Source organism: Acinetobacter guerrae, assembly GCF_009372255.1.
Lineage (GTDB): Bacteria > Pseudomonadota > Gammaproteobacteria > Pseudomonadales > Moraxellaceae > Acinetobacter > Acinetobacter guerrae.
The window spans coordinates 1-477 of sequence record NZ_LXGN01000050.1; the positions used below are offsets into that span (position 1 = coordinate 1).

General features: G+C 39.2%; 1 protein-coding gene. It reads left to right on the forward strand.

Annotated features, from left to right (window positions below; translation table 11 throughout):
* A partial coding sequence (locus A7A69_RS13355) for an exonuclease domain-containing protein (protein WP_277752943.1) occupies positions 1 to 477 on the forward strand: 477 nt, incomplete at both ends.

The following is a 477-nucleotide window of genomic DNA, read 5'->3' on the forward strand; positions in this document are numbered from 1 at the left end:
AACAACATAGTGGTGTTCCCCAATCTGAGTGGATTGGTCATCAATTATCTGTAGCAGATGCAAAAAAAAAATTTGAAAATGACTGGTTGCTTGACGACCCTTTTGGTCTAGATGTAGCTGATGAACATATTGACAATGAAAGATTACAAGAAGCTCAGGTTGACGTAGAGTTACCGGAAACTGATGAATCCAAAGACACGGTTTCATCGCTGAATGAAACAAGAGAACAAAGCAAAAAACATCCACATGTTGTCACCACGCCAGCGACCTTAAATGATCAAGGGCCACACCAACTAAATTTAGATACAGAAACCACAGGTTTTTATTTTCAGGATGGTGATCGCATGATTGAGGTCGGAGCGATTGAAATGATCAATCGTAAGTTAACAGGCAGTTCTATTCATATTTATATCAATCCAGAAAAGCCCGTTGGTGAATCCGAAAATATTCACGGCATTAGTGACGATTTTCTCAAAG